This is a genomic window from Mesorhizobium calcicola (genome assembly GCF_042682105.1).
Lineage (GTDB): Bacteria > Pseudomonadota > Alphaproteobacteria > Rhizobiales > Rhizobiaceae > Mesorhizobium > Mesorhizobium calcicola.
Map to the genome: position 1 here is coordinate 1 of NZ_JBHUGY010000060.1, position 22,555 is coordinate 22,555.

20 protein-coding genes and 1 pseudogene are annotated in these 22,555 nt (G+C 60.4%); 3 read left to right on the plus strand and 18 right to left on the minus strand.

What is annotated here, in order from left to right; translation table 11 throughout:
* Positions 1-24 precede the first annotated feature (24 nt).
* Complete coding sequence (locus tag ACFSQT_RS32225) at positions 25-174, plus strand: type II toxin-antitoxin system RelB/DinJ family antitoxin (protein WP_379025715.1); 150 nt, start codon at positions 25-27, stop codon at positions 172-174.
* Between the two features lie 1,286 nt (positions 175-1,460).
* On the opposite strand, the gene ACFSQT_RS32230 is transcribed toward ACFSQT_RS32225, so the two are convergent.
* The 12 genes and pseudogenes from ACFSQT_RS32230 to ACFSQT_RS32285 all read right to left on the minus strand — a co-directional run bounded on the left by ACFSQT_RS32230 (position 1,461) and on the right by ACFSQT_RS32285 (position 14,342).
* A complete protein-coding gene (locus ACFSQT_RS32230; protein WP_379025717.1) occupies positions 1,461-1,682 on the minus strand; it encodes a hypothetical protein in 222 nt (73 codons plus the stop codon).
* A gap of 148 nt (positions 1,683-1,830) precedes the next feature.
* Positions 1,831-1,953, minus strand: a pseudogene (locus ACFSQT_RS32235) (hypothetical protein); the annotation flags it as partial.
* Positions 1,954-2,631: 678 nt separating this feature from the next.
* Complete coding sequence (locus ACFSQT_RS32240; protein ID WP_379025704.1) at positions 2,632-3,318, minus strand: HpcH/HpaI aldolase/citrate lyase family protein; 687 nt, start codon at positions 3,316-3,318, stop codon at positions 2,632-2,634.
* Positions 3,318-4,178 (minus strand): HTD2 family dehydratase, encoded by an 861-nt coding sequence (locus ACFSQT_RS32245; protein ID WP_095090178.1) that lies wholly within the window; start codon positions 4,176-4,178, stop codon positions 3,318-3,320. The genes ACFSQT_RS32240 and ACFSQT_RS32245 overlap by 1 nt, the downstream gene beginning before the upstream one ends.
* A gap of 12 nt (positions 4,179-4,190) precedes the next feature.
* Positions 4,191-5,348 carry an acyl-CoA dehydrogenase family protein gene (locus ACFSQT_RS32250; protein ID WP_095090180.1) on the minus strand — a complete coding sequence of 386 codons (1,158 nt, stop codon included), beginning with the start codon at positions 5,346-5,348 and terminating at the stop codon, positions 4,191-4,193.
* Positions 5,348-6,682: an MmgE/PrpD family protein gene (locus ACFSQT_RS32255; RefSeq protein WP_379025706.1), complete on the minus strand. Its 1,335-nt coding sequence runs from the start codon at positions 6,680-6,682 to the stop codon at positions 5,348-5,350. Before ACFSQT_RS32255 ends, ACFSQT_RS32250 begins: the two co-directional genes overlap by 1 nt.
* Positions 6,679-7,845 carry a CaiB/BaiF CoA transferase family protein gene (locus tag ACFSQT_RS32260; RefSeq protein ID WP_095090511.1) on the minus strand — a complete coding sequence of 389 codons (1,167 nt, stop codon included), beginning with the start codon at positions 7,843-7,845 and terminating at the stop codon, positions 6,679-6,681. The genes ACFSQT_RS32255 and ACFSQT_RS32260 overlap by 4 nt, the downstream gene beginning before the upstream one ends.
* Positions 7,846-7,965: 120 nt before the next feature.
* The gene (locus ACFSQT_RS32265) at positions 7,966-8,928 is read right to left on the minus strand and encodes a LysR family transcriptional regulator (RefSeq protein WP_095090188.1); all 963 of its coding nucleotides are present in this window, start codon (positions 8,926-8,928) and stop codon (positions 7,966-7,968) included.
* Positions 8,929-9,005: 77 nt separating this feature from the next.
* Positions 9,006-9,956: a LysR family transcriptional regulator gene (locus ACFSQT_RS32270; RefSeq protein ID WP_095090192.1), complete on the minus strand. Its 951-nt coding sequence runs from the start codon at positions 9,954-9,956 to the stop codon at positions 9,006-9,008.
* 12 nt (positions 9,957-9,968) lie between these two features.
* Positions 9,969-11,846: a hypothetical protein gene (locus tag ACFSQT_RS32275; protein ID WP_378921778.1), complete on the minus strand. Its 1,878-nt coding sequence runs from the start codon at positions 11,844-11,846 to the stop codon at positions 9,969-9,971.
* Entirely contained in the window at positions 11,843-12,289 is a 447-nt protein-coding gene (locus tag ACFSQT_RS32280; RefSeq protein WP_095090196.1) for a hypothetical protein, read from the minus strand. The genes ACFSQT_RS32275 and ACFSQT_RS32280 overlap by 4 nt, the downstream gene beginning before the upstream one ends.
* Positions 12,290-12,317: 28 nt before the next feature.
* The gene (locus tag ACFSQT_RS32285) at positions 12,318-14,342 is read right to left on the minus strand and encodes a flotillin family protein (RefSeq protein WP_342586888.1); all 2,025 of its coding nucleotides are present in this window, start codon (positions 14,340-14,342) and stop codon (positions 12,318-12,320) included.
* Between ACFSQT_RS32285 and ACFSQT_RS32290 the strand changes: the two genes are divergently transcribed.
* Positions 14,274-14,420, plus strand: a complete 147-nt coding sequence (locus ACFSQT_RS32290) for a hypothetical protein (protein ID WP_167480942.1) — start codon at positions 14,274-14,276, stop codon at positions 14,418-14,420. The two genes, ACFSQT_RS32285 and ACFSQT_RS32290, sit on opposite strands and share 69 nt — an antisense overlap.
* A gap of 153 nt (positions 14,421-14,573) precedes the next feature.
* Here ACFSQT_RS32290 and ACFSQT_RS32295 read toward each other — a convergent pair whose 3' ends face one another.
* From ACFSQT_RS32295 to ACFSQT_RS32320, 6 genes are all read right to left on the minus strand, one after another.
* Positions 14,574-15,263: a bacteriorhodopsin gene (locus tag ACFSQT_RS32295; RefSeq protein WP_095090198.1), complete on the minus strand. Its 690-nt coding sequence runs from the start codon at positions 15,261-15,263 to the stop codon at positions 14,574-14,576.
* A gap of 9 nt (positions 15,264-15,272) precedes the next feature.
* Complete coding sequence (locus ACFSQT_RS32300) at positions 15,273-16,676, minus strand: ABC transporter permease (RefSeq protein ID WP_095090199.1); 1,404 nt, start codon at positions 16,674-16,676, stop codon at positions 15,273-15,275.
* Positions 16,673-18,049, minus strand: coding sequence for an ABC transporter permease (locus ACFSQT_RS32305; RefSeq protein WP_379025709.1), 1,377 nt, complete (start codon positions 18,047-18,049; stop codon positions 16,673-16,675). Before ACFSQT_RS32305 ends, ACFSQT_RS32300 begins: the two co-directional genes overlap by 4 nt.
* Positions 18,050-18,072: 23 nt before the next feature.
* Positions 18,073-19,029 carry an alpha/beta fold hydrolase gene (locus ACFSQT_RS32310; protein WP_095090200.1) on the minus strand — a complete coding sequence of 319 codons (957 nt, stop codon included), beginning with the start codon at positions 19,027-19,029 and terminating at the stop codon, positions 18,073-18,075.
* A gap of 21 nt (positions 19,030-19,050) precedes the next feature.
* Positions 19,051-19,338 carry a hypothetical protein gene (locus ACFSQT_RS32315; RefSeq protein WP_095090201.1) on the minus strand — a complete coding sequence of 96 codons (288 nt, stop codon included), beginning with the start codon at positions 19,336-19,338 and terminating at the stop codon, positions 19,051-19,053.
* A 153-nt stretch (positions 19,339-19,491) separates the two neighbouring features.
* Entirely contained in the window at positions 19,492-21,615 is a 2,124-nt protein-coding gene (locus ACFSQT_RS32320) for a YbhB/YbcL family Raf kinase inhibitor-like protein (RefSeq protein WP_379025711.1), read from the minus strand.
* A 547-nt stretch (positions 21,616-22,162) separates the two neighbouring features.
* Between ACFSQT_RS32320 and ACFSQT_RS32325 the strand changes: the two genes are divergently transcribed.
* Positions 22,163-22,369: a hypothetical protein gene (locus ACFSQT_RS32325; protein WP_379025713.1), complete on the plus strand. Its 207-nt coding sequence runs from the start codon at positions 22,163-22,165 to the stop codon at positions 22,367-22,369.
* Positions 22,370-22,555: the final 186 nt, after the last annotated feature.

Sequence of the window (22,555 nt, forward strand, 5' to 3'; positions counted from 1 at the left end):
AAAATGATTCATGTTCGCGCTGAGATGACATTCGTGAAGAGGCTTCCTTGGTTTCTTGGGTCGTTCGGTCTTTCGCTTTCGGATGCCGTTCGGGTGTTTCTTCATCGAGTTGTGGCGAGCCAAAGCTTTCCTCTCGAGCTCAAGGTTCCCAACGAAACAACCGCGCCGCCCTGACGGAGGCTCGTGAGATCAGGAAGGCCCGTAAGGCTCGCTTTATGACACCGGATGAGCTTTCGCCGAGCTGAACGGCAAGAGTAAATCAGCGATGCAAGCAGCCTTGAAGAAACCGAGCGACGTCAGACGCCCTCCCTTCCAAGAGCATCGGAATACACCAGACAATTTCAAAGGACTGGAACCGATACAATAAGGCCGGGAAAATGGATATGAGTCGCGCAATCGATTGATGACGCTGATCATTCTGAAAAGGCCACCTCGGCGACTGAGTGGGCCGACCACGAGCTCTCAGGTAGAGAGTGGAAAGTGGCGAGGAAGCACATATCGGTGTGACTTTTTCCTTGTCATATATACTGCCGATGACGACTTCGTCGAATTTGTCAGGCTTGGCTCACATTCAGAGCTGTTTGGAAGATAAGGCGCGGCGCTGGCGCGCCCGACATCGCGATTTGTATACCGCAAAAAGGGCAGAAGCAGCCCAGGAGAGATTGGGGCTTTTGCTATCCAATGCCGCATATCTGCTTGTCACGAGCACAGCGGCTAGTTCTGCGTCCAGGCTCGGGAGATAATGGGTTTACCGCTTCGCGCGTCGTGAAATATGAGTACCAGATGGTCCAAAACCGCAATCGCCGCGGTAGTCCCGATCACTCTCGACGCGTCTCATAGGTGGTATGCATCCCGCCAGTTTACCGGTCTATATTTTTGTCAGTTGACGTGTAAGACGGGTTTCCGACGGCCGAACGCTCGCCGCGAGTGCGAATGGCTTGCGTTGCGTCCCTTCGCTCGTAGAGCCCGCCCAAAACACAAATATTCAGGTCCAGGTAATCAGCGACGCCGGATTCGGAAATCCTTCCCGGCAGCTATCCTGACTGCGTGATACGCCCCGAACGGCGCGACCACTCAGTCGAAATGAGCTGGTGTTGATGCCCTACCACTGCCCTAAATATCTCAAGGCCTCCGCGACGGCCCACACACGCTCATGTCCTGCGTAGAAATAGGCCGCAGCCCGAATCGGTGTCATTTAGCATCTCAGTGACGTCATGACCGCATCGAAGCGAACAAGGGCGCCAACGGACCCGAAAGTTTCTTCGCGGAGCGACGCCATCTTGGAGGTATACCTCCGGTCCAGGATCAGTCGCCAGATGAAATTGCGCCCTAAGAGGGTGGTCTCGGCCCACCGCCACATGCTGGCGCCCTGAGTGACTGCATTCTCAATGATGACGCCGACCTTAGGCTCACGCGCGCGGTCGTCGACAGACGCCGATCTCGTGCCTTCCGCAAGCCTGTCACAACTTTGAGGCTTTGACGCGATGCGCGAGCTTGTCGCGCGAACTCTTCGTAGATACCATGCTCAGCTGCACGTAAAGGCGAGTTGGCGCAGACAGCAGTGTCTGGCCAGCATTGCGGAACTTGCGAGACGAGCTCCTTCGACGGCGCGCATCGAACATCGCGTCGTCGAAGGACGATGCGAACGGTGCGTATGCCGCCAGTTCCATGCTGAGCTTCATGACTTGCGCGTAGGCTGTGCGCCATCAGGGGTGCGGCCGACCCTCCGTCGACCCGGTGCACGTGAGTTTGCGAACCTTCTCGTTTCGCAAACCTCATCGCGAAGTCCTGAGCTCTTCGTGATCGGACAACGCTCAATAGCCCGGACGGCACACATGCCTCCTCCGCAAGTACGGCGAGGGCCAAGGCGGAGAGTGGAGCGTCAGGGCTGCCGGTTTGAAGACGATCGAGCAGCCCACCTGCCACGCTCGGAGCGATCTTGCGCGCCACCATCGCCGAGGTAAAATTTCCAGAGCGTACAGCGCCGACGACCCGACAGGTTGCTTGCTCACAGACGATCGCTTGTCACGCGGCATGACACGGGGATATTTGCTCGTCGCCATAGACGCGCCTTGGCCTTACTTCGCCGAACCACTCGATGTAGGACGCGCCATAGAGGATCTCCGCCCTTGGACTCGGCGAACGCTTCCTCCCATTTCAGCGGTCAGGATCGTCGCCAGGTCATCAAGATTGCGATCGTCAGATCATACCAGCGCCGAATGACTGCAGCGCGCTCCTTGTGCCGTACGGGCAGCCCACTCCTTCTGGACGACATAGGCCACATCGATCGCATTGGCGATGTTACGGCTCGGGTAAAATCGGGCAGCCTGGCCCAGCACTTCGCTGGTCGAAGGGTTGGTGACCTCGAAGGTTTGTCCGGGACCGGGATTGGCCGAGCCACCTCCTTGCCGATCAATCCGCTTCCCGGATCAGATCCTTGTCCTTGATCTTGTTGAGGAGTGTCGCTGATACGGCCATGGTTAGACACCTTCACTGAGTTGCGAACGGCCCCGCGCGAGAAGTGCCCGGGCCTGGGCGATAATGGGAGCGTCGATCATCTTGCCGTCGACAAGGCGCGCTGCGCCGTCCCGGGCCGCGTCGACGACGCGCTGCGCCCAGCGCAGTTGCTGTTCACGTCGGCTGGAAAGCCGAGATGACATGGGAAGTCTGGGCAGGGTGTATGCAAAGCTTCCCGCCGGCCCCATGATCTAAGGCCTGCTGGCATTCGGTGGCCAGTCTGGCGGTGTCCGTGACCTCGAAGGATGGGCCATCCAACGGCAGGGGCATGCCGGCGGCCCTGCTCGCCACCGCCAGCCGCATCATGGCATGCGCTTTGAGGTCATTGGAGGCGGGCACACCCAAGTCCAGCGCAAAATCTGCGGGTCCGAAGGCCAGTCTCGCGACATGCGAATGAGCGGCCAGCGCCCCCGCCGCCTGCAGCCCTCGCGCCGTCTCGATCAGCGCCATGATCTCGATGTCGTCACCCAAAATCCGAACCATCGCGTCGAGGATCGCCGCGGACTCCGCTTTTGGCAGGCAGATGCGCCGAAGCCCGAGCGCCCCGACTGCAGCAAGGTCAGTCGTGTACCAGCTGCTGTCTTGGCTGTTGATCCGAACGTAGGTGGGGTTCCGCAATGTCAGGGCATGGTGAAGGTTGGACCGGGCGCCATCCTTGGCGGCGGGCGCAACGGCGTCCTCAAGATCGATAATAATCGCGTCGGCTCCGGACCGGTCGGCCTTTTCAAAACGCTCTGGCCGGTCGGCCGGAACGAACAAAGGCGCGACAGGCGTAAAATGCAAGTCACCCTGTGCAGACATCAGGCCACACCCCGGTCGATATCGGCTTCCATGTGCACGGCGCCGCTCCCGCCTTGCGTCCAGAGTCGCTGACCATCGATGCCGACCCTGACGGTCAGTTCACGGTCTACAATCGCCGGAGCTATCCCGCGGTAGCGAAACGTCAGGGGTATACCGGCGCCTTGGGACGCCGCGAGGTTGAGGAGAAGCGTTGCCTGGAGGGGGCCATGGACAACCAACCCCTCATAGCCTTCAGCCTCGGTCGCGTAAGGCAGATCGTAGTGGATACGGTGACCGTTAAAGGTGATCGCAGAGTAGCGGAAGAGCAACGTGGACGAAGGAACGACAGACCACACTTGCGCTGCTGGCCGGATTGCCGTGGGCTCGGCCGGTGAGGTGTTTCGAGACACGCCATTTCCCGAGATCGCAGCTTCCCGATAAACGATGTCCTGCCGTTCACTCAGTGCGAGACCACGATCGGAATGATAAGCGTGGCCGACCGCGACGAACCAGAGTTCACCGGATCGGCCTTGCTTGCGCACTATGTCCAGGATGGTGGACGCCTTGCGGACTTTGTCACCGATCCTAAGGTGATCATGCAGCTGAAGTTCACCACCAGCCCACATGCGGCGCGGCAGCGGCACAGGCGGCAACGACAGGTTCTTGGCGGGGTGTCCGTCAGCACCCAACTGGTCCATGCCGGCGATTGCCGGCGACAGGCACCAATGGATGCCCAACGAGGCGGCATCTGCGGGCAGCGGCGCTAGATGCGGTTCGAAAATGGCGCGGAAGCTCATCACGAGGCGCTCCGAAACGACATCGATGCTTTCGCTCTGACGGCCAATCCATTCTGCCGATAGCTTCTGTTCGGTCGCGTCCACTGGCCTTTACCGTCAGTACGAACGTGGCATCCCGAGCACATGCTCGGAGAGGTAGGACAGGATGAGGTTCGTCGAGATCGGCGCAACCTGGTAAAGCCTGGTCTCGCGAAACTTGCGTTCGACGTCATACTCTTCAGCGAATCCGAAACCGCCATGCGTCTGGATACAGGCGTTCGCGGCTTCATTGGAAGCATCAGCAGCCAGCATCTTGGCCATGTTCGCTTCAGCGCCGCAGTCCTGACCGGCCTCATAGAGCCGCGTGGCTTCGCGGACCATGAGTTCGGCTGCACGCATGTTCGCGTAAGCCTTAGCGATGGGAAACTGGACGCCTTGGTTGGCGCCGATGGCCCGGCCGAAGACGTTGCGGTCGCATGCGTAAGTGGAAGCCTTGTTGATCAGCCACTTGGCGTCGCCGACACATTCGGCGGCGATCAGGATCCGCTCGGCATTCATCCCGGAGAGGATATACCGGAAACCCTTGCCTTCCTCACCGATCAGGTTTTCGGCAGGGATCTTCACATTATCAAAAAAGACCTCCGTCGTGGAATGGTTCATCATCGTCCGGATCGGCCGGATTGAGAGACCCTGCTTGAGTGCTTCCTGCATATCAAGAATAAACACAGATAGGCCGTCAGTGCGCTTTGCGACCTGATCCTTCGGGGTGGTCCGGGCGAGCAGCAGCATGAGATCCGAGTACTCGGCCCGGCTGGTCCAGATTTTCTGACCGTTGACCACGTAGTGATCGCCGTTCTTCCGTGCGAAGGTACGGATTGAAGTGGTGTCGGTGCCGCTGGTCGGCTCGGTTACACCGAACGCCTGCAGCCTCAATTCTCCGGAGGCGATTTGCGGAAGATAGCACTGCTTCTGCGATTCATTGCCGTGGCGAAGCACCGTGCCCATGACATACATCTGCGCATGGCAAGCCGCACCATTGCATCCCGCCCGTTGAATCTCCTCGAGCACGGCGGCCGCTGCCGAAAGCGTCAAGCCCGACCCGCCATATTCCTCGGGGATCAGCGTCGCAAGGTAGCCGGCCTCGGTCAACGCGTTGACGAAATCCACGGGGTAGGCGCGGCCGGCATCGAGCTTGCGCCAGTATTCGCCCGGAAACCGCTCGCAGAGCCGACGCACGGCGTCGCGGATGTCCTCGTTGTCAAAGTCCTTGAACATCAGGCGCTCCGCGCGGCATGAACCTGGGGAGGCGCGTCCCCAGCGGTTTCAAACAGACCCAGCGAGCGCACCGGACGGTTGTCGGTAAGGCCCAGGATAGCGCCGATCAGGTCGTCGGCACGGGCTTGCGAAGTGCCGCCGGCGACGAGCTGCGTGCGCGCCTTCTGAGACAGCTCGGCTGCCGTCACCGGGTTATCGGGATCGCCCTTGGCGTCGTGTCGGGCGGCGAAAAAGCGTCTGCCGGAAGCCGTCTCGACGATCACCTCGGCACCCCACGATTCCGGATAGGCGGCATCGATCGACGGCGCCAGCTCGACCCTGACCTTCTTGCGTTCGCTGACCATTCGTTGCCGTGCATCAGCATCGAAGCTGGCCTGATCGACGCGGCCGTCCGCGAGCGCTATCGCCACCGTGTGCTGCAGCGAGAATTTGGCACTGTACGGATCTTCCGGAATGGGCCGGTCGCACACGTCAAGGGCCGCCCGGTAAGCCCCGACATGAACCCTTGCGATGGCTTCCCCGGCGATCTCGTTGTGCAAGGCGATCGCGCCGTCGATCGCCGGATGGGTGTGTCTGCAGCACGGCCATGGCTTGATCGAGGTCTTGATCAGTTGCCAGGCCCGCTCAGGCCCTGCCGTGACGGCCTCCGGAATCGGGTCCGGACACAGACCGGCGTAGAAGCCCTTCTCGCCTTCCAGGATGTTCTGCGCGCCCGTGAATCCTTCCTTGGCCAGGAACGAAGCGATGACGCCTGATTCCGCAGCCCTGGCGGTGTGGAGATGCTTGCTCATGGCGCCTTCGGCAAGGAACTCCCAAAGACCCGATGACTGGGTACCCGCATTCCCAAGCGCCCATACGGTCCTGGTGTCGTCGAGGCCGAGGAGCTCCGCCACGGCAAACGCCGCACCGAACGGCCCGCAGGTCGAGGTGTTGTGCCAGACCCGGTAATGCTTCTTGCCGACGGAGGTGCCGACCCGGCAGCAGGCCTCGTATCCTGCGAGAACCGCGCGAAGAAACGCTTTACCGCCAAGATCGTGGTCGTGGGCTACCGCCCAGGCCGCAGGAATGACGACACTGCCGGGATGGGTCACCGAGTCCCGGTGGAGGTCATCCATCTCCAAGATATGTGCTAGGCCGCCCAGGTAGAACGCCTTGCGGGCGGTATCGGTTTGCGCCGGCGGGGCGACCACCTTCAGCATGCGGGCGGGCTCGGTTGGCAATGCGCCGAGGGCGCAGCCGAGCGTATCCAGGACGAATAGCGATGCCCATTCGAGGTCGCGGTCGGTCACTGGCTTTTCACGGATCAACCGTGTCAGGTCGCGGGTCAAGCTCATAGTGCTGCATTTCCTATCCGTTTGGGACCTACCATATCTGGAGGACCGAACTCTTGCCGCAAAGCCCCATCGTGTTCCCCGAGCGAAGGCACACTGCCAAGCACGGGACGCATGCCATTGACAGTGACCGGCGGCGCAAACAGCTCAACCGGACCAACTGCGGTCTCAACCGATACTTTGGTGGCACTGCGATGCACCGCCAGTTCCGCCATGGTCGACACACGGCCATAGGCAATTCTGACGTTGTCAAGCAATTCGCATAATGCAGACATGGTGTAGGTCGCCAAGATCGCCTGCACGCATGCGTCAAGCGGCTCGCGGTTTTTGATGCGAAGCACGTTGCGCTCGAATCTCGGGTCCGTTGCAACCGACGGCCGGCGCAGGACACTGTCGCAGAAGACGACCCATTCGCGTTCGTTCTGGACGGCGATCAGGATTTCCCCGTCACTCACCTGAAACAGCCCGTAGGGCGCGATCGAGGGGTGGGCGAGCCCAAGCCGCCGCGGCTCCTTGCCACCGTAGTGGCGCGCCAGATATGGCACGTTCATGTATTCGGCGAGGGTGTCGAAAAGGGAAAGCTGCAGGTGAGCCCCGTCCCCAGTTCGGCTGCGCATGATCAGGGCTTCGAGGATAGCGGCGTAGGCCCCCTGTCCCGTAGCGATATCGGAGATCGATATGCCGACCCGGGTCGGGCCAGAAGTTGCGGACCCAGTGACCCCCGCCAAGCCCGCTTCCGCCTGGATCAGCAGATCGTAGGCTTTCCGCTCGTGGTCGGGTGTTCCGGGTGCGTAGCCACCGATGTCACACACGATTAGCCTGGGGAACCGCCGCCTGAGGTCGGCGCTGCCGATGCCCAACCTGTCGGTTGCGCCAGGTGCGAGGTTCTGGACGAACACGTCGGCGGTGGCGAGCATGGATTCGACCAGCGCAAGATCATCCGGCTGCTTCAGATCGACGGTGCAGGATTGCTTGCCGCGGTTGTTCCAGATGAAATAGCTGGAGAGGCCGTGAACATAATCGTCATAGCCGCGCGCGAAGTCGCCCTCGGGGCGCTCGAGCTTGATGACCCGCGCGCCCGCGTCGGCCAGACGGGACGTCGCCAAAGGCGCGGCCACGGCTTGCTCCAGCGAGATGACGGTCGTTCCCTCCAGCGCGCCTGGCATGGCTCGCTCCTTATGCTGCTTTTCCGATACCATCGCACCGGAAGGGGTCCTTCCGTCAAATAGCGTTTTGTAATGGGAGGTATAGCGAAACGGTACAGTCGGCCGCCCGCCTGCAGCACCCTAGCCGAAGAGGTTGGGTCGCTGGTTTTCGTTGGATAGCTCTGCGCTCCAGACCTGGTCCTTGACCAGCTGGCGAAGGATCTCCCACGATAGCTGCCCGACGGCGCGGGGCGCTGTCTGCAACGCCCGTTCGGTCGAGTAAGCCAGGTACACTTTACGTGTAATTGGCGGGTTTTGGAAACTCCACGCCCGAAACAAGCCGGCCTGCGCCTCAGCGTTGATCGCCATCCGCGGCAGGATCCCGTAACCGATGCCACGTGTCACCAATCTCTTGATTTGGGTGTAGGAGTCGATTTCGATCGCCGGGTTGATGGCGACCTGGACTGACGTTGCCACGGCTTCGATCAGTTCTCGCAGGCCGTGGCCCGGGCCCGGCACAACGAGGGGCAGTCCGGCGACGTCACGAAGCTCCACAGAAGAGCCCTGCAAGTCGGCCTGGCCCTGCATCGACGGGCCGGCAAAGAGACAGATTTCCTCGGACAAGCCGTGATGTACCGCGAGCCCCCGGGGATCCGAAGTTGCATAAATCATCGCGAGGTCAACCTCCCCGCGCTTCAACCATTCCAGAATGTAGCCGCTCATCGCCTCAACGATGCGGATGCGCACCTCGGGGAACCGCTCGCGGGCGGCCTCGATCAGCGGCGCCGCAAGAAGCTCGCTCACTGTACCCGGTAGGCCGAAACGCACTTCGCCGCGAGGGGCTATGGCGGCGCCCCGGACACTGTCGTTAATTTCGGCAAACTCGGCAAGGATGCGCTTGGCATGCACCATCAGCCGCGTGCCCGCTTCGGTCGCACTGACGCCGTGCGGCCCGCGATGCAGGAGAGCAAGGCCAAGCTCCTCTTCCATGTGCCTGACATGCTGGCTCAACGCGGGTTGTGCTACATGAAGCTGCGTCGCGGCTTTCGAGAACGAGCCGCTCTCGACGACCTTGGAAAAATATCTTAGCTGCCGAAGATCCAAAACGCCTCCCTACGCTCTACGGAGGGCTAGCGTATAACATTTCGTTATTGAGGGAACGACAAAAACCGGCGGTCCGTCTATCCCTGTCCCAACAAGACCACGTCGGCGCTGCCCATGGATCTTTTGATCCGTCCCGCCTGCCGGCGGACTTCGTCAATCAAGGCGGTGAGCACCACTTTCCGGGGGCTGCCTCCCTGGGGCCGCACCACGGCTATAGTGCGGACCATGGCGCTGTCGGCGATCGCATAAGCGCTCAGCACGTGCCCGGCCAGTTCACGCGTGACGCTCGAGTGCGGCAGAATGGTTGCGTACTGGGTGGTTTTGTCCGCAATGACAGCTTTTACGGCGTTGAGCGAGTCGAGTTCGAGTTCCGGCTGCAGCGCGATGCCACGCTCGCGATAGACCCGATCGATGATCCGCCGCAGTTCATGGATTTCGCTCGGCAATATCAACTTTAACCGGCTGATGTCACTCAGCTGGCGCGGCGCGTCGACCTGAGCGCGGGTATAAGAGGTTACCAGCACGAGGCGCTCTGCGAACAGATCCACGATGTCGAGCTGATCCGGCGCACTCGGCCGATAGGTGAGCGCAGCGTCGAGGCGGCCGCCGCGCATGAGACTGGCAAGGTCGCCGCTGTAGGCTTCGACAACATTCAGCGTCACACCCTGATACTGGGCTTCAACAAAATTGCGTATGTCTTCCAGAAACAGCGGCACAATGGTCGGGCATATGCCAAGTGAGATCTCGCCTTTGAGCTTATCCGAGCGCTGGCGCACCTCACGGACCGCATGATCGAGCCCATCGATGTGCAGGCGCGACTGGCCAAGGAGGAACCGTCCTTCGGCCGTAGGCTCGGCACCGCGCCCACTTCGGTTAATCAACGAGATACCGACTTCCTTTTCGAGCAGCTTGATTTGTCGCGTCAGGGACGGCTGGGCGACCCCTATGGATTGGGACGCGCGGGAGAAGCCGCCGTGCTCGCAAACCGCGATGAAATAGCGCAGACGCCTGAGGTCGATGCCTTCCATGCCCTGCCCCGGTTACCGGCCGGTCACGCGGTCGAGGAGCCGTGCGATCCACGGGGTCGAAACTGGCTCTAACAATGGGTTCACCTCCGGCACGAGGACGATCCCGTGGCTAGGACGTTCATCGATAACGGACAGGCGTCCTTGATAGGCCAACCACCACACGATGAATACGCCGACAAACCAGAACAGGACCTGCCAGATCAGCAGCGAAGGCACTCCCGGTGCCACCACCGTGCCAGCAAAAATCGGCTCGCTGAAAAATGTGTTGCCGAGGATTGCACCGGGGCCGAGCGCGAAAAACGCCCACAGAAGTGTCAGGGCCCATTTGGCCGTTGTGGCCGCCTGGCTCCCGTTACGCGCCGGCTGGCTCTCCTCAAAGGCGTCATGGAGGCGATCCCTGCGATCCCGCTCGGCGCCGCTGCGAGTAAACAGGGACACAAGGAGGCACGCCGTAAAATTGGTCGCAAGTCCCCATCCCGCCGAATGGACCGACAAGGGCCAGCGACCCCATGGCAGGTCGACGAAGAGCCGCTCGAACAGCACCAGCCCAAAGCTCTCGGTGAACACCACACAAAGGCTTCCGACAATCAAACCGGCCAGAACACCGCTGCGGCTGATCCAACGCATCCAGCACAACCCGAGCACCGCAGGCAGCAGCTGCATGGACAGGCTGAGCGTGAGGGATGAGAAGATTGTAGCGCTGAGGGGCGCAAAGCTCGCGACGGCAGCGACTGCTCCGTAGACGAGCGCCAGGGTCACGCGCGCGGCAAACCGCGTCGAACGCTGGTCCATGCCCGGGATAATGTATCGTGACGTCAGCTCGATGGTGCACACCGATGCACCTGATCCGGCAAAGAATGCGACGGCGATCTGGCTCGACGCGACCAGAAGAAGTGTAAAGCCCACCGCCACCATCGGATCGAGCGTTGCCAGTCGTGTCGTGAAGGCTGTCAGCGAGCCACTGGCCGCAATCTCCGCGGCCAGAACCGGCCCGATCAGTATCAGGGTGCCAGCCGCGAGGCCCGCGATCATCCAGACCTGGCCAAATGCAAGGCCGCGGCGCGGCGCACTTGTCACGCCCAGAAAGCTGAAGCCGGGACTGATGGCGATGCCGCCCAGAGACAGGGCGAACGTCAGTCCCGCGAAGGTGGTCCAGAGCCCCCCGGCCGGCAGCTCCTTGCCAATGCCGGCGCTAAACTGGATCACGCCCGGGATCTTGTCCGGCAGCACACCGCTGGCTGTACCAATCCCGTTGACGGCGAATGCCAATTTGTCGAGCGTAATGCCCGTGAACCCGCCGAAAAATACCATGAGGGCCAGGACCAGCAGGGACTGGGCGGCGACAAGATAGGCAATCCCGCGCCAGCCTCCGATCACGCTGCAGAGGAACAGGACGAACGCGATCGACCAGATTGCGAGACCGGACGGAACGTCGTTGGCGGTCGCGGCGCTCACCAGGGCACCCGCCTGAGACAGGCACATCGCTGCAAAGGGGATGCTGAAAAGGAACAGCACGAGCAGCAAATAGATGCGAAGGGTCGTGCTACCGAAGTAATCGCCCAGCAGGTCACCAAGCGTGCGCAGCGAGGTCAGCCGGGCGGCAAGCCAGACCCGCTTCTGCGTGATGGCAGCGCAAAGGGCGATACAGATGAGACCGACTGCAACCTGGTTATATTGAAGGCCGAAGGTGGCGAGTAAAAGCAGGTGATCGGGAAGGCTGAGGCTGGCCAAGGTGATGCCGGCGCCGGCGAAGATGGTCACCCATGGCGGCAATGCCAGGCCCGCGTCGACGAAATCACCGGGTTGCTGGGTGTGACGGCCGCTGATGGTCGCAAGGTAAAGGCCCAGGACCGCGACAATGCCGAGCACGGAAACCAAGAGCGGGGTCATATATGGTCTCCCGGCGAGCGTGAGCGGAAGTCCCGGATAACGTCGAACGCTGCGAAGGCCTGCCGTGCCCCGTACCGGGTGATCAGGTAGAAAACGACCACGGCCCCCGTTGTGATAAAACCGATGCTCAGCGGCAAGAAGTTGTGCGCGGCAAACGACGCGCTAACCAGCGAGAGGACAACGAACAACACAAGCGCGAGTCCGTAGATGACCAGGCCGAGCCCCAGTTCTCGGGGCGAGAAACCCGTCCCGTAGACCACATTGACGATCACGTGGGCGACAAAGCCTGCCAGAATGGCCGCGAACCCGGCAAGGATATAGGGTGTTCCGCCCCGGCCAAATCCATACTCAAACAGGATCGCGGCGGGCATGGCCGCTGCCAACCAGCAGGCCATGACCAAGGCGTGGCGGTCCAGCGCTTCGTTTTTGCCGAGCGGGGTCATCGGTTGCTCTCGCTAGTTTCGTACGCGCTCAGTCGTCCTTGTCCTTCGGCGCATCCGGACCCTGGAAGTTCCGGAACGACATGCCGCCGGCGCTTCCGAGGTTTTCGATCGGCAGTCCCAGGTCCTTCATGAGACCGTCTACGAAGGCGACCTGAGTGCGATACTTCATGGCGGAATTCACCACACGGTCTGTCATGTTGCCGCCGCCAGAGCCGCCCTCTCCCCCGCCACCCATCTCGGACGGGCTGTTGAGACCCGGCAGCCCGTCGACCTGGAGGATCTTGATCGATTCGATGTTTTCCATCGGCTTGACCGTTTCGCGGATGATGCTCGGCAGATTGCTGACGAGGTTTTCGTAGATGGCACTGCGTCTGCTGGCATCCGAACGGGTGTTTTCGGACTCGTTGAGCATGCGCTTCCCGGCGGCGTCCTTGGCATAGCGGACCTCGGCCGCATTGGAGTCGGCGATTTCCGCCAGCGCCCTGAGTTCCGTGGCTTCCTTCTCGGCCTTTGCCGAAGAAACGACGCGTTGGGCGTCACGCTCGACCCTGGACGAGGACTGAATGAGCTCGATCCGCTTGATGCGTTCGGCCACCTCTTCTTCGCGTGCGCTGTTGACCTGCTCTTCCTGTTCAACCTGTTTTTTCAGGGCTTCCGCAGCCTCGGTCTTTGCGTAGGCTTCCTCGATCGACTTGTTGATCACCGCGATCAGGCGCTCCTTGTCGATGATTTCGACTTCCTTCTGCTGCTCGATCTCGAACTTATCGACAAACTTCCGCGCAGCGATGCGCAACTCGTCGATCTGGCGGTTGGCGGCGATCGACGCGTCCTGAATCTCCTGAAACGCCTTGGTTTCGGCGAGCTTGATCTTCTGGTTTTTCTCGATCTCGAGCTGCACGATTTCCTCGTCGACCCTCAAGCGTTCGACATCGACATCGTAACGTTTCTTCAGGCGCGCCTTTTCCTGGTCAGCCTCAGCAAGTTCGTTGCTGATGCGAACCTCTTTCGACTTCGCCACGGCGAGCAATTCAATGGTTTTATCGGTTTCAATACGGTGCGACTCGGTTATCCGCTGGTTCTCCAGTTTGGCCTGGTCGATCTCTGCCGATGACGTCGTCTCGATGATCGACAGCTCCTGACGCGAACGGATTTCAAACTCCTTCACATGCTGCTCGTTGTCGATCCGCTCCGCCTCAACTTCCCGGCGGTTCTGGATCCTCTGCATCTCGAGCTCACGGCGCGACATAATCTCCGTCAATTCGGTCTCTTGCTGTTTCCTGATCTCCAATGACCGCACCTCCGACTGAGTGTTGATCCGTTCGGAATCGATGAGCCGGTCCTTGGCGATACGAATCCGCTCGCCTTCTTGTTCGCTGCGGATCCTGGCGTTCTGAATACTGATTGTGGAACTAGATCTCTCGGCCTCAATCTCGGCCAGTTGGGCGGCTTTACGGATTTCGATCGCTTGCGTCTGTTCGATGCGGGCGTATTCGAGGTCACGCTCGATCTCCAGAGACCGCTGCTCGGTCTCGAAATCCTTGAGCTTGATGCCGATCCGCGATTCGTTTTCGATGCGGTTGCGAAGCTGGCGGCGCTCTTCGATCTGCTCGGTCAGCTGCGTCAGGCCTTCGGCATCGAACGCATTGGAGGGATCAAATACGGAGATGTCGGTCTGGTTGAGGCTCGTCAGAGAGGCATTTTCAAGCTCGAGGCCATTCGACCCCAGGGTCGTCGCCGCCAGGGCGGCCGCCTCACTCATGTAGCGGCCGCGATTGGTGTGGATTTCATCCATGGTCATCGTGGAGGCGATGGCCGACATCGCATCGATGAACCGGCCCTGAACGATCTCCTTCAGCGCGGCAGGGTTCTGGGTGCGGTCACCGAGGGTGCGGGCCGCAGTCGACACCCCGGCTTCCGTCGGCACCACCCGCACGAAGAACTCGGCGATGATGTCGATGCGCATTTTGTTCCTGGTGATCAGGGATTGCTCGCCGAGCCTCCGGATCTCCACCGGGATCGCGTTCATGTTGACGCGCGTGATGTCGTGGACAATCGGGATGATCAGCGCACCACCGCCCATGACCACCCGCTCGCCGCCGAGGCCGGTTCGGACGAAGGACTGGTCTTTTGACGAGTGTCTGTAAAGCCAGTGCAGCAGATAGACACCGATCGCGATGATGATCGTTATGAGAATAACGACTGCGATCACATCAGAGCCATTCATGGGACGATCCTCCACTTAACCGCGGGCGCCGAGCAGGTTGGCGCGAAAGATTGACAGCCTTCAGAAACGCTCCTCGCCGGCGACGGCGAGGACGATCATTGAGACAGCGATGAGATTGATAAGGTCAGCAACGGTGTAGAGCACAATGATCGGTGCCACGTGTCCCGTGCCGATAACGACATCCACGAAATGCAGGATCGGGTAAATCACCCAACCGATGGTCATGATCAGCCTGATCCAGAAATAACCGAGCCGGATGGGCCGCGTCGACTTGCCAACGGCATCTGCCATGGCGCCGAAATACAATTCGCCCAGGATATAAAGCCAGAACGCGATCGACAGCAGCACGCCAAGGGTTGGGTTGAAAAGCCGTGCATCACCGAGGTAGCGAGCAAGCACCATCAGGATTGCCGCGGCCAGTGTCCGCCAGAACACGCCCACGGGCACTTTCCCTGCAATGCAGGTAAAGAAAAACACCGATGCGACCTGCATCGGCTGGACCACGAACCACGCGACGTAGCGTGAGGCGGCGCTGAGCTGCTGGCCCACCAGCCAGATGTTGGAGGCAGCATAGTATTCAAGGCCCGACGCCAGGAGCGCAACGGCTGACAGCGCCAGGGGAACCCGCCAGCGCTCTGACGTCCATGTCAGGCCCAGCATTGCCAGGGCAGCTGTGGCAAACATGGCAAGGGTTGCAACGCTGAGCGCGGTGCTGACCACGGCGCTGGACTGAAAGAGTGTTCCAAACATGGGCTTTCCCTAGACCTGGGCTCTGATGTGAGGGGCGCGGCCGTAGAGCGCGACCATCGGCAGGATCAGAAGACCGAAAATGAATTGTTGCCATTCGTATTTGAGCCCGATGCCAATCAGGAAGGCGCTCAGGACTTGCAGGACGAGTACCCCGATCACGGTGTAGCCATAGCCGCCATATCCGCCCATGAGCGACGTCCCGCCGATCACGACTGCGGCCAGGGTTGTGAAAAGATACTGGTCGCCGACCCCGATGAAGCCACCCCCGCTCCAACCGAGCAGGAGCGCCCCGGTCAACGCCGCGGAGAAGCCGCTGATGGTGTAGGCGAGTGTCCAGTATTTGAACTCGGAGACGCCGATCAGCTTGGCCGAGCGGCGATTGCCGCCCAGGGCGTAGATGTAGCGGCCGAAGGCGGAATAACGCAGGCCAACGATGACTATGACCGCGATGACAATCCACAACAGGATCGTTGGCGGGACAGCCAGGCCGAAGGTACGACCGTTCATGGCGGCGAGATTTTGCAGCCATTTCGGAACGGTCCCAAAGACGTTGCCGCCAAAGGACGATCCAATGCTGGTCAGAATCTGGACAAGCCCAGCGATTGCAAATCCCATTCCGAGGGTGAGGATCAATGCCTGACCTTGCAGGCGGTAGGACAGAACGCCGTTCAAGAAACCCAAGGCACCGCCGATGATCAGCACGAACACCACCGCGAGCCAGGGCGGTACGCCAAGACCGATCAGGAACAAAAGCCCTATGTTGGACGCGCCGATAACAAACGGGATCGAGAGGTCCAAGCCGCCGAGCAACGCCACCAGCGTTTGCCCGACGCAGGCAATGCCCAGGAAGGCTGCAAACAGCAAAATTGCTTTGATGTTGGCTGCGGAGAGGAACCCGTTGATCGTAAAGGAACTGATCACAATCAGCGCCAGCAGCACAATCAGTCCAATAAAGGCGCTGCGGCCATGGGCGAAACGGTTACCGACCTTGAACGCAAAGACCAGGATCGCTTCCAGCAGCAGGAAGGCTATCAGGTTGCCAAGGGATCTGAAGGACGGGACCGTGGCCGTGATCAGCAGATACACGATCAACATCACCGCCATGGTGATGATCAGAACTCGGTTGCCGGCCCAGACGCCACCGGCGCCAGCCGGGGCTGCAGTGTCGGTTTCAAGAGACGAAGATCGGGACTCGAAGATGACGGCGACGTAGTTGATCAGCCAGAACAGCACGGCGGCCAGAACGATGGTGTAGAGGATGACGATCTGGGCGCTGAGCCCCTGCCAAAAACCCAGGCTGAAGCTGATCGCCGCCACCACGAACGTGACGGCGAGGTTAAGCCACACCAAGGCGCGCGAATGGGGGATGAAGAGACCGCCATTGCGGCCGCCGTCGCCGAAAGTCTGACTCATGGCCCGATCCCCAACGATTGTCCTGTCGCCAGAATTCCGGCCGCGTGGCTTTGCTGGCCGACGACCAGGAAGAGGAGCAGGATGAGTGCCGAGACGAAGACATAGATGAAGGCGCCAAGGCGCACGGAAACCGCTTCAGCTACGATGACGCGGACAGTGAACGTCAGCACGGCCAAGATGACGGCGAAGCCGAAGACGATCTTTTGCAGCGGCGTGAGATCGGGCAGAGCCGGCCCGCTTCCCGACTGTACGGGCAGCAGCAGATAGCGGGTCATCACGTCCGGATTGGACTTGAAGGCCTCGCCGGCGACGGCCACGCCATAGGTATCGCGGGTGCTGATGTACAGCATGATCCCGACGACCACGCAGCCCAGGACCGCGAAGGCCGCAAAGGGTGAAATGAAGTGGAGGTATCGCCCGATGATGGGGACCAGAAGGGTCAGCAAGAGCGACAGAACGAGGATCAGCCCGTAGAAAAGCTGCGTCACAAAGGCTTGCGTGGAACCGAAATTGAACGTGGCAAGAACATAGCCGATAAGAAAGAGGTTGAGCGCGCCCAGCAGCCCGCCAGCCACGCCACCGCGTCCACCGGACAGGCTGACCCCGCCCAGCACCAGGGCGGTCACTGCCGTCAGCGTCATGGTGGTGCCCTGTGTCGGATCTCCTGACGAAATCAGGGCGGTATAGCAGATCGCGCCCAAGCCAACGAAGAGACCTGCGATGATGTGAGCCCCAATACGCACCACGTTGATGCGGACGCCGCTCGTATAAGCCGCACGCTCATCGTAGCCCATCAAACGCAAATTCGCGTAAAACGACGTCGTGGTGAACAGCAGCCAGGCCGCGATAGCCAGCAGCACGATCAGCAAGATCGGTGAAAAGATCGTGTTGCCGAGGCCCCAGGACGACATCCAGTCCGGTGCGGTGCCGCCAGGTCTTGGGAGGATGACGAGGTTGATCCCGGTCAGGGCCAGAAAGCCACTGAGCGCTACAATGATCGGCTGGACGCGCACGAAAATGATGATGAGGGCAAAGAAGAGCTGATAGAGAACGCCAATCCCCAGGGCGACCAGAAAGACGCCAAAGGGACCCGTGACGATGCCAAGGCCATTGAGCTTGACGATCGTGACGTTGATGAAGGCGAGCAAGGGTCCGACCGCAAGGTCGACTGTCCCACGTCCCGCCACAGCCAGGGCCATGAGTGAGAATGTCGCCAGGATCAGGGGCGCCGACACGATGATCGCGCTACCGAACCCCGACAAGGACACAAGGTTCGGCCCCCTGATGACCGCGGTACTCAAGAGCAGCGCGATCAGCAGGATCGGGACCAACAGGTAGGTGTTCTGGGAACCCCTGGACTGGGACATCAACATTTGTCTTTCGTTGCTAGCGCAACCTAGAACTCGATGACCTTCCGGCCTTCACTGGTCCGCTCACTGCGAGCGGTCGACCGAGTTTCGGAAATGCTCCGTCCGGAAAGGGCGTTGCTGCCCTGGCCGCGCCGTTCGGGATCCGCACCAAGGATCTTCTTCAGCACCGGCGTGATCACTTCCTTGAATTTTGCCGGGTCTTCCGAGGTCGGGAAGTGGCCGCCGCCAAAGATGATGCATTCCGAATTCTTGACTTTTTCGGCCGTGCGCTGGGTCATTTCCGGCGTGCAGGCGAAGTCATACTCACCGGTAAGGAAATAGATCGGCACCTTCCCAGAAATCTTCTGGCATTGATCCCGGAAGTCAGAATCGACGCTGTAAAAGTACAGATCGCCCTTGAAGATGCCGGGACCGCCCTGCGCGTAGTACCACCAGGTTTCCCACCGATAGTCGTCCGGCGAGAGCGGTGCCATGAGGCCGAACACCGAAGTCGCAACCACCTCGCCGCCATGGATATGGGGGTGATGCAGCGCGTCGATCCACCATCCCGGCGAGTAGTCGCATGCCTCTAGCGCGATAAAGGCCGAAAACTCGCTCTCATAGCGCAATGCCAGCGCCAGGCAGATGTTGCCGCCCATCGACTGGCCCATGAGGACCGGCTTGCGCAGTTCGAGGGCCCGACAGAACGCCACGATGAACTCGCAGTAAAATTTGGTTGTGAGTTTGTACTCGTCTTCCATCAGGTGAAAGTCTGCAGGCGGGATCGACTTGCCGTGCCAGGGCATGTCGAAAGCGATAACGCGGAAATTCAGGCTGATGTCCGGGTCGCACAACTGGTGCCGATACTGGCGCCCGTCCGTGCCGGCCGTGTGCAGGCAGACCATCGGAATGCCCTCGCCGTGTTCCTCGTAATAGGTGCGGTACGTCTTGCCTTCGCACTGGACGTAGACGTAGCGCCCAACGATTGGATCGTGTGTATTCATGACAACTCTCCTGCGCTGCCGTTAAACTTGTCGCATCAGCGAGAGCATGCGCGTCAGCGCCCGCAGATTTTGCCAGAAGGGGAGCGAATTGCCCTCGATAATCAGCTGCTTGTGCAGCGGATGCGCCATCGCCCATATGTCGTTGAACATCGGCGGTGGGATTTCCTGGGCAAATTTCGACCAGGCGCTGCTCGGCGCCTTGAGCCAAAATTCGACTCCCATGTCATTCGGAGTGAGGCCTTGCGCAATCTTCTGGATCTTGCCGCCCCGGACGTCGACGAGATACTCCGTGTCGTCGAAGCCGAGCACGAACTTACTCGTGAAAAACCGCCCTACTACCGGCAAAATGCGGTCGTCATTGACCTTCCTTGCCCATCGCTCGATCCACTCCAGATCAAAGCTGCTCCTGCTTCCATATCTACTCATGCGATCCTCCTGATTGGGGAATTACTTGCCCGGTTTTTACGCGGGCAGAGACTTCTTTGCTGGCCCGTAGACTGCCACGAACGACGCTGCATCGATGGCCACCGGCATGACCGCAGCCGCAAATGCGCCAAGATCGGCGTCGGCCGGCAACTCGACCTTGTCCGCCTTGAGCGCATAGAGCGTGAAAAAGTACCGGTGAGCCCTGTCCGGTGGCCAAGGGCCGCCATATCCCTTGCCGAACCCTGGGATCTTGAATGTCACGAAGTCGCTGTTGAACTCAGCGGCGCCGTGCGTCAGCCGCAAGCTGCCGCTGGCGCCTTCTGGGAGCTCACGAACCTCGACCGGAATGTTCGCCACCAGCCAGTGCGCAAACGAGCGGGGGAAATTAAATGCTTCCGGCAGATCAGGATCGGTGACGGCCAAGGCAAAGCTGCGCGTGCCTTCCGGCGGCCCAGACCAAACAAGTCTCGGCGAAAGCCGGTTGTCCTCGGTGAACCGGTCCGGGATGACGCTACCAGGCGCGATATCAGGACAACTCAGCATGAAAGATGGGGTTGCCGCCATATGGTTTACCTCCTTGTTCAGCAGCGTCACAGGCCTCGGCACCGGCCTGCCCTGCTCAAGTCTGGGATTGTGACTCTCGGCGACAGTCGCCGGCTTGCCTGGGCCATTCTCGTTGGCGGCCTCGCCGGGCAAGCGCGCCGTCGCGCGGCGGCCGAACATGGCGTTGAGGATGGCATGGCCATCGAAAGGCGGTTCGAAATCCGCCGATATGGCGCCATTGCGAAACACGTGAACCCGCGTGCACAGGTTCAGAAATTCCTCCAGTTCACTGGACAGGAAAACCACGGCGTTGCCGCGCGCAGCGAATTCCTTCAGGTTGCGGTAGAGATCGAGCTTGGCCCCGACGTCGATGCCGCGGGCAGGATCGTTGAGCACCAGAACCACCGGTTTTTCCGCGAAGGCCCTGGCAATCAGTACCTTCTGCTGGTTACCGCCGGACAGCGACGTGATGAGGTTCTCCGGGCTCCCCATCTTAACGGCCAGTTTGCTGGATTCCCACTCAAACACCGGCGTCAGCTTGGTGCGGTTAATGAAGTTGAGCACCCCGCCCGAGCGGAATTCGCGATACACCGGAAGCAGCAGGTTCTCGTAAATGCTCAGATTGGGAAAGGTGCCCTCTTTCTTGCGATCGCCGCTGACATAGCTGATGTTATTGCGTCGCGCCGATGCGAGATCCGTGACCTCACTGGCCTTGCCGTCGTTGACCACCACCAACCGGCCGGCGATCGGAGACTGGATGCCAGCGATGCATCTTACGAAATCCGCCTGCCCCTGCCCATCCAGCCCGGTAATCCCGACGACCTCGCCAGGATACACGGTGAATCTCACGGGGGCAGCGTCTGACCAGACCCGAAAATCGGTTGCGCGGAGGACCGGCCGATCGCCGCGCCGCGTCGGCAACGGCTGATCACGATTTGTGCCGCTGCGCTCGGCACCGGCAATCAGTTCGAGAATCCTGGCCTCGGTAATCTCTTCCTTCGCCAGCCTGCCGACATCCACGCCGTCGCGCAAAACCGTCGCACGGTCGGCGATACGCACCAGCTCGGCGATCCGGTGGGTGACGATCAGGATGCTTGCCCCCCGTTGCTTGAGCTGCCGCATCTTGCGGAACAGCCTTTCCGTGGAATCGAAGTCGAGCGCGGCCGAGGACTCGTCGAGAATCAGGACTTTGGGATCAGTCAGGAGAGCCCTGGCTATCGTCACCCATTGTCTGACGCTCAGGGGTAGTTCGCCCACCAACCCGGAGAGATTGATGTCAAAGCCGAGGAGTTCGCGCATCAATGCGGATGCCTTGGCTTCTTTTTCTTCCCGGTTCATGGACGAACCCAAAAGGCCATCCGCGCCCAGATAGAGGTTATCCAGCACCGAGCACTCGGTCCGCGCCGGCGAGAGGTATAGCTTGAGCGCCTCGTTAAGGGGACGGTAGAAGAAGAGCCGAACGGCCTCTCGAGCAAAAGCAATTGTACCTTGAACTCTATGCGGAATGCGCAGGCCAACGCGGCGGGAACAAGTCTCGAAGAGGCTGTTGCGCGTGTTCGTGCCCTCCGCGATGAGTGGGAGATTGATGCCGCCTCCGGCTTTATGTCGATACGACATTTCATCTACGCTTTCGAAAATACACGATGCTCTGCCAAAAAAACTGACTTCAGCTCATTTCACTGAACGAGGCAGAAAGCCGCCTTTCCTCGTCGACACAAGCGAACTCGTGCTGGCAGATGTTGATGGTCAGACCCTCTGAAAAAGAGCAACGAGCCGCTTGTTAGAGCGTCTATGACATATATCTCGATTGGCAACGCCTTTGTCTCGATCGGGACGTAACTCGCGAGGTTCTCTGCCGCGGCGCGCTTCCTCGCATTCATTTCTCTCAGCTGCCGGATGCTATTTCACTTTCGACGCGATGCATTCGGGTGCACGCACATTCTGACTGCACGACACCAGATGAGGACGCCTATTCTGTCACGCCACCGGCTTGTCCTCCCAATTGACAGCACAAATTGCGATGCATACGACGAGATTTTTTGTTGTTTTTGTGCTGCCACTGGATAAAGTCATAGCGGAATTGATACATGACTGCTTCTGTGCTCTCCGTTCGCGACCTCAGCGTCGCCTTTGCGCATGCGGACAGCAGTCGCTGGCGGTCGACATGATCGCTTTCGCCATCGCCAAGGGCGAGACGGTGCCTGGTCGGCGACTCGGCTCATCCGGCAAATCGGTGTCGGCGCTGTCGGTGCTGAGCTGCTGCCCTATCCCAGCGCCAGCCACCATCGGGAAAGATCGTGTTCCAGGTGCACCGACCGCTGGCCATGCGCGAGAAGCAGTTGCGGCAGCCGTGCGCGAGATGCAACAATGATCACCATGATCTCAGGAGCCGATGACCTCGCTCAATCCGCTGCACACGATAGCGAGTCAGCAGATCGTCGAGATCCTGAAGCTGCATCAGGGCATGGCCGATCGCCCGGCCAAGGCGCGCACGCTTGCCCTGCTCACGAGGTCGGCATCCGCGATCCGTCCAAAAGCGCCTCGACGCCGATCCGCA

What these genes read in the sequence shown, in the direction of transcription:
- ACFSQT_RS32310 (WP_095090200.1), bottom strand. Translation starts at nt 19,029, where the DNA reads ATGAATACACACGATCCAATCGTTGGGCGCTACGTCTACGTCCAGTGC.
- ACFSQT_RS32240 (WP_379025704.1), bottom strand. Translation starts at nt 3,318, where the DNA reads ATGTCTGCACAGGGTGACTTGCATTTTACGCCTGTCGCGCCTTTGTTC.
- ACFSQT_RS32275 (WP_378921778.1), bottom strand. Translation starts at nt 11,846, where the DNA reads ATGACCCCGCTCTTGGTTTCCGTGCTCGGCATTGTCGCGGTCCTGGGC.
- ACFSQT_RS32250 (WP_095090180.1), bottom strand. Translation starts at nt 5,348, where the DNA reads ATGTTCAAGGACTTTGACAACGAGGACATCCGCGACGCCGTGCGTCGG.
- ACFSQT_RS32320 (WP_379025711.1), bottom strand. Translation starts at nt 21,615, where the DNA reads ATGTCGTATCGACATAAAGCCGGAGGCGGCATCAATCTCCCACTCATC.
- ACFSQT_RS32325 (WP_379025713.1), top strand. Translation starts at nt 22,163, where the DNA reads ATGATCGCTTTCGCCATCGCCAAGGGCGAGACGGTGCCTGGTCGGCGA.
- ACFSQT_RS32230 (WP_379025717.1), bottom strand. Translation starts at nt 1,682, where the DNA reads ATGAAGCTCAGCATGGAACTGGCGGCATACGCACCGTTCGCATCGTCC.
- ACFSQT_RS32255 (WP_379025706.1), bottom strand. Translation starts at nt 6,682, where the DNA reads ATGAGCTTGACCCGCGACCTGACACGGTTGATCCGTGAAAAGCCAGTG.
- ACFSQT_RS32280 (WP_095090196.1), bottom strand. Translation starts at nt 12,289, where the DNA reads ATGACCCCGCTCGGCAAAAACGAAGCGCTGGACCGCCACGCCTTGGTC.
- ACFSQT_RS32260 (WP_095090511.1), bottom strand. Translation starts at nt 7,845, where the DNA reads ATGCCAGGCGCGCTGGAGGGAACGACCGTCATCTCGCTGGAGCAAGCC.
- ACFSQT_RS32300 (WP_095090199.1), bottom strand. Translation starts at nt 16,676, where the DNA reads ATGAGTCAGACTTTCGGCGACGGCGGCCGCAATGGCGGTCTCTTCATC.
- ACFSQT_RS32295 (WP_095090198.1), bottom strand. Translation starts at nt 15,263, where the DNA reads ATGTTTGGAACACTCTTTCAGTCCAGCGCCGTGGTCAGCACCGCGCTC.
- ACFSQT_RS32305 (WP_379025709.1), bottom strand. Translation starts at nt 18,049, where the DNA reads ATGTTGATGTCCCAGTCCAGGGGTTCCCAGAACACCTACCTGTTGGTC.
- ACFSQT_RS32270 (WP_095090192.1), bottom strand. Translation starts at nt 9,956, where the DNA reads ATGGAAGGCATCGACCTCAGGCGTCTGCGCTATTTCATCGCGGTTTGC.
- ACFSQT_RS32225 (WP_379025715.1), top strand. Translation starts at nt 25, where the DNA reads ATGACATTCGTGAAGAGGCTTCCTTGGTTTCTTGGGTCGTTCGGTCTT.